The sequence below is a fragment of the Alcanivorax sp. REN37 genome (genome assembly GCF_041102775.1).
Lineage (GTDB): Bacteria > Pseudomonadota > Gammaproteobacteria > Pseudomonadales > Alcanivoracaceae > Isoalcanivorax > Isoalcanivorax beigongshangi.
Map to the genome: position 1 here is coordinate 2,574,387 of NZ_JBGCUO010000001.1, position 6,051 is coordinate 2,580,437.

Annotated in this window: 4 protein-coding genes; all 4 read left to right on the forward strand. The window is 62.0% G+C overall.

The window, feature by feature from the left end:
• Positions 1 to 32: 32 nt before the first annotated feature.
• The 4 genes from AB5I84_RS11695 (at position 33) to AB5I84_RS11710 (ending at position 5,838) form a co-directional block, all read left to right on the forward strand.
• Positions 33 to 1,514, forward strand: a complete 1,482-nt coding sequence (locus AB5I84_RS11695; RefSeq protein WP_369456041.1) for a leucyl aminopeptidase — start codon at positions 33 to 35, stop codon at positions 1,512 to 1,514.
• On the forward strand, positions 1,511 to 1,930 hold the full coding sequence (locus AB5I84_RS11700) for a DNA polymerase III subunit chi (RefSeq protein ID WP_369456042.1): 420 nt from the start codon (positions 1,511 to 1,513) through the stop codon (positions 1,928 to 1,930). Before AB5I84_RS11695 ends, AB5I84_RS11700 begins: the two co-directional genes overlap by 4 nt.
• Before the next feature lie 78 nt (positions 1,931 to 2,008).
• Positions 2,009 to 4,768: a valine--tRNA ligase gene (locus tag AB5I84_RS11705; RefSeq protein ID WP_369456043.1), complete on the forward strand. Its 2,760-nt coding sequence runs from the start codon at positions 2,009 to 2,011 to the stop codon at positions 4,766 to 4,768.
• Between the two features lie 116 nt (positions 4,769 to 4,884).
• Complete coding sequence (locus AB5I84_RS11710; RefSeq protein ID WP_369456044.1) at positions 4,885 to 5,838, forward strand: DUF4382 domain-containing protein; 954 nt, start codon at positions 4,885 to 4,887, stop codon at positions 5,836 to 5,838.
• Positions 5,839 to 6,051 lie beyond the last annotated feature (213 nt).

Consider the following 6,051-nt stretch of genomic DNA (forward strand, 5'->3'; position numbering starts at 1 on the left):
GGGAGCCGGCGCATTGTAACCCAGGAGTAGTGATGGAGTACGCAGTCAGCGGCAAATCTGCCGCCAAGCTCAAAGTGGACTGTTTGGTGGTGGTGCTCAACAAGGGCGCCACTGATCTCCCCGCCGCCCTGCCGGAAGCTGCCCGCGCGGTGGTCGCTGAGGCTGTGAAAGACGGTGATTTCGCCGGCAAGAAGCACCAGACGCTGTTGCTGCGCGGGGTACCGGAGTTGGCCGCGCGCCGCCTGTTGCTGGTCGGCAGTGGCAGCGACAAACCGCTCGGCGTACAGGCTTTCTTACAAATTGTGGCCGTCGCCGCCAAGGCTGCCGCCCAGACCGGCGCCGGCTCTGCCGCGTTGCTGCTCGACACCCTTGACGCTGCCAACCAAGACGCCCACTGGCGCGTGCGGGAAGCGGCGCGGGTGCTGGCCGATGCCCAATACCGCTTCGACGAGTACCGCAGCGAGCCAGCCCCCGCCTCGGCGCTGAAGAAATGGACGTTGGTCACCGCGCTCGCCGCCGACCAAGCGGACGCCGCGCAACGTGAAGGCGTGGCCGTCGCCGAGGGCATGGCGCTGGCGCGCACTCTCGCCAACCTGCCGCCGAACGATTGCTACCCGGCATTCTTGGCCAAGCAAGCCAAGCAGCTTGCCGGCGACTACAAGAAGCTGAAAGTGACCGTCATCTCCGAGAAGGAAGCGGAGAAGATGGGCATGGGCGCCTTCTGTGCGGTGGCCCGTGGCAGTGAGCGCGAAGGCCAGATCATCGTGATGGAATATCAGGGCAGTAAAGACGCCCCGGTGGCCCTAGTAGGTAAAGGCATCACCTTCGATACCGGTGGCATTTCGCTGAAGCCCGGCGCCAACATGGACGAAATGAAATTCGACATGGGCGGTGCTGCCAGCGTGTTCGGCACCATGAAAACACTGTGCCTGCTGGACCTGCCGCTGCACGTGGTGGCCGTGGTGGCGGCCGCGGAAAACATGCCCGATGGTCGTGCGTCCCGCCCCGGCGACGTAGTGCGCACCTTGTCCGGCCAGACCGTTGAAATCCTTAACACCGACGCCGAAGGCCGATTGGTGCTGTGCGATGCCCTGACCTATGTGCAGAACGAGTACCAGCCGCACACCGTGGTCGATATCGCCACCCTCACCGGCGCCTGCGTAGTGGCGTTGGGCAGCCACGCCCAAGCAGTGTTCGCCAACGATGCTGAGCTGGCGAAAGACCTGCTCGATGCCGGCGATGCCACCGGCGATCGCTGCTGGCCAATGCCGCTGTGGGACGACTACCAGGAACAACTCGACAGCCCGGTGGCCGACATGGCCAACATCGGCGGCCCGAAGGCCGGTGCTGTCACTGCCGCCTGCTTCCTGTCGCGCTTCACCAAGGACGTCCGTTGGGCGCACTTGGACATTGCCGGCACCGCTTGGATCAGCGGCGGCAAGGACAAGGGCGCCACTGGCCGCCCCGTGCCGATGCTCACCCGCTACCTGATCGATCTGGCCCGCGGCGCATGACCGAAGTGCTGTTCTACATCTCCGAAACGCCCGGCATCCGCGCCACGCTGGCCGGGCGTATCGCAGACAAGGCCTGGCGCCAACAGCGCCAGGTCTACATCCATCTGCCCGACCGCGAACAGGCGTTAGCTTTCAGCGATCAACTTTGGCAGAGCGCGCTCTGCCCGTTCCTCCCCCATGTGCTGCAGGATGACCCTGGCGCTGGGCAGTCCCCCATCGTGCTGGGCTTCACTGACCAGCCGGGCGAGTGCCACGACGTGCTGATCAACCTCGCCGCCGAGGTACCGGACTTCTACGGTCGTTTCAGTCGCGTGGCGGAAATGATCTGCGGCGACCCGTCGCTGCGCACCGAAGGCCGCGCCCGCTGGTCGTTTTACCGCGACCGCGGCTACCCGGTCCGCAGCCATACGCTGTAACCCGCGCCCCCAGCCGGCGCCGAAGGCTGTATAATCAGCCGCTTTCCTTCCACAACCTTCTGCAGTGAATCCGTGACCATGGACAAGACTTATCAGCCCGACGCCATCGAGCAACGTTGGTACCAGCTCTGGGAACAGGCCGGCTATTTCAAGCCGACCGGCCAGGGTGCACCGTTCAGCATCATGGTGCCGCCGCCGAACGTCACCGGCTCGCTGCACATGGGCCACGGCTTCAATAACGCGGTAATGGATGCGCTGATTCGTTTTCGCCGCATGCAGGGCCGCAACACCCTGTGGCAGGCCGGTACCGACCATGCTGGCATCGCCACCCAGATGGTGGTGGAACGCCAGCTGGCCGCCGACAACCTCACCCGCCATGACCTCGGCCGCGATGCCTTCATCGACAAAGTGTGGGAATGGAAAGAGGAATCCGGCAACGTCATTACCCAGCAGATGCGCCGGCTCGGCTCGTCACTGGACTGGTCCCGCGAGCGTTTCACCATGGACCCGCAGTTGTCACGCGCAGTGCTGGAAGCATTCGTGCGCCTGCACGAAGACGGCCTGATCTACCGCGGCAAGCGACTGGTGAACTGGGATCCAAAATTCCACACCGCCATTTCCGATTTGGAAGTGGAAAGCCATGAAGAAAAAGGCAGCCTGTGGCACTTCCGCTATCCGCTGTCCGACGGCAGCGGCCAACTGGTGGTCGCCACCACCCGCCCGGAAACCATGCTCGGCGATACCGCCGTGGCAGTGCACCCGGACGATGAGCGCTACCGCCACCTGATCGGCAAGACCGTGCGGCTGCCGCTGGCCGATCGCGATATCCCGATCATCGGCGACGACTACGTTGACCCGGCGTTCGGCTCCGGCTGCGTGAAGATCACCCCGGCCCATGACTTCAACGACTACGAAGTCGGCAAGCGCCACAACTTGCCGATGATCAACATTCTCACCATCGACGCGCACTTGAACGACGAGGTACCCGACGCCTACCGGGGCCTAGAACGCTACGCCGCCCGCAAGCAGGTGGTGGCGGATCTCGAAGCACTCGGTTTGGTTGAGAAAATCGACGACCACACCCTGATGGTGCCGCGTGGCGACCGTTCTGGCGTGGTGATCGAACCCTACCTCACCGATCAATGGTTCGTCTCCACCGAATCGCTGGCGCGCCCGGCCATCGAAGCGGTGGAAAACGGCAGCATCCAGTTCGTGCCCAAGCAATACGAGAACATGTATTTCTCGTGGATGCGCGACATCCAAGACTGGTGCATTTCGCGCCAGCTGTGGTGGGGCCATCGCATTCCGGCTTGGTACGACGAGGATGGCCAAGTCTATGTCGGCCGTTCCGAACAGGAAGTGCGCGACAAGCACCAACTCGGTGACCGACCGCTGCGCCAGGACGAAGACGTGCTCGACACTTGGTTCAGTTCGGCGCTGTGGACCTTCTCCACGCTGGGCTGGCCGGAAAAAACGCCAGACCTGGCGACCTTTCACCCGTCCAGCGTGTTGGTCACCGGCTTCGACATCATCTTCTTCTGGGTCGCCCGGATGATCATGATGACGCTGAAGTTCACCGGCGAGGTGCCGTTCAAAACGGTCTACGTCCACGGTCTGGTGCGTGACGGCGAAGGCCAGAAAATGTCGAAGTCGAAGGGCAACGTGCTCGACCCGTTGGACCTGATTGATGGCATCGATGCGGCCGGACTGGTGGCCAAGCGTACCGGTGGCCTGATGCAGCCGCAGATGGCGGCGCGCATCGAAAAGCAAACTCTGAAGGAATTCCCGGAAGGCATTGCCGCCTACGGCACCGACGCACTGCGCTTCACTTTCTTGTCGCTGGCCTCCACCGGCCGCGACATCAAGTGGGATATGGGCCGCATCGAAGGTTTCCGCAACTTCTGCAATAAGATCTGGAACGCCGCCCGCTATGTGCTGATGAACACCGAAGGCCAGGACTGCGGCGTCCAGGGCGAAGTGGAGCTGAGCACCGCTGACCGCTGGATCTTGTCCCAGCTGCAGCGCGCACAGCAGGACGTCAGCGATGCGCTGGAAGGTTTCCGCTTTGACCATGCCTCCGCGGCCGCTTATGAATTCATCTGGAACGAGTACTGCGACTGGTATTTGGAGCTGTCCAAGCCAGTGCTCTACGGCGACCAATACAGCGAAGCGCAGAAGCGTGGCACCCGCCGCACGCTGGTACAGGTGCTGGAGGCCTTGCTGCGCATGGCACATCCGTTCATGCCATTCATCACCGAGGAAATCTGGCAAAAAGTGGCACCGCTGGCAGGTATCGACGGGCCCACTATTATGCTGCAACCCTTCCCACTTGCCGACGAGGCATTGCTCGATGCCGGTGCTGAGCGTGATATTCAGTGGCTCAAAGACGTAATCAGCGCGGTACGCAACATCCGTGGCGAAATGCGCATCGCACCGGGCAAAGAGCTGGACCTGCTGATGCAACACGGCGACAGTGAAGACCGCCGCCGTGCCGACCAGCAGCAGACCTTGCTGTGCAAATTGGCGCGCCTGTCCAGCGTCACCCAACTGGCTGACGACCAAGAGGCACCACCTTCCGCCACCCAGCTGGTGGGCCGACTGGAGCTGTCCGTGCCGATGGCCGGCCTGATCGACAAAGATGCGGAATTGGACCGCCTGCAGAAGGAAATCGAGCGTCTGAACAAGGAAGTGAGCCGCGGCGAGCAGAAGCTGAATAACCCCAGCTTCGCCGACAAGGCCCCCGAAGCAGTGGTCGCCAAGGAACGCGAGAAGCTGGATGAGTACCGCCGCAGTCTGGAGCACTTCGAGGAGCAGGTCGCGCGGATCCGCGCGCTGTAACCCAACACCGGCCCGCCCCACGCGGGCCGGTTTCGTTAAAGCCCGCAGCGGATCTATTATCTACAACGACGGTCTCACCAACATTCACCCCATGCCATGAGTTCAGGAGCCCCGCCATGTATCAGTATCTGCTGCCTACGCTTCTGGTCGGGGTGTTCGCTGCGTTCAGCGAAGATGGCTGCAGTGTTGAGACCGGTAATAAAGGCAATGCCAGGCTCACCGTTGCCATCACTGACGCACCGGTGGATGACGTGGAGCGGGTCCAGCTCACCATCACCGGCATCACTCTCGGCACCGACAAGCTCACCATTAAGGTGCCGCTCAAGAAAGACGTCGTGATCGATGACCTGCTGCGTTACCAGGGCCGGCAGAGTTTCCAACTGGTGGGTGACGAAAAGGTACAAGGCGGGGAGTTCCAGTGGCTGCGACTGCATATCTCCGAGCGTGACCGCGCCTCCTTCGTGCTCGGTACCGATGGCAAGGAATATCCGCTAAACCTCGGCGAAGAGCAGCCCCCGGCTCAAGGCCGCTATTTGGAAGTGCGCGCCCCCGTACGTTTGGTGAAAGATAAACTCACTGACGTGGTACTAGACCTAGACTTGAGCCAGTCTCTGATCCGCGATAACAGCGGCCGTAACCCCCGCTACCAACTGCTGCCGCGCTTGCGTTTGGCGGAGCGCGAAAGCAGCGGTCATATTGTTGGCACCATCCATAGTTCTCATCTCCAAGGGCGCTGCTCCGCTGATGCGAATCGACCGGATGCCGGCAACCGGGTCTATCTCTACCAGGGCGAAAACGCTTATCCAAGCGACATTTTCCTGGGCCTCAACGGCGTGCCGTTCGCTAACGACACACCCTTCGCCACCGCCCGAGCCACCCGCAACAGCCAGGGCGAGTACAGCTACGAACTCGGCCATATTCCTGCCGGGGGCTACACCGTGGCGTTCACCTGCCAGGGCTTGGCCGACCTCCCTACCCAGCACGATCCGCTGCATTTCACTCACAGCGCTTCGGTGACCGTCAAACGGGGCGAAAGCACACGCTTCAATTTCCCCGACTTGGACCGCTGAACCAAGCAAGGGCGCCAAAGTAGTATTTTTAGAGCACCTTATTAAGTCTTAGGCTGTGACGATCCACCCACCGGGAGATCGCTCATGCTTGCTCGCACCTTAACGCTTTTGACCGTATTGGCAGCCCTACCTTCGATTGCCCAACCGCCTGGCTCGCCGCTGACCTTTCCGCGTAATTACCGCAGTGATTTCCAGCACTACCTGAGCCTTGAC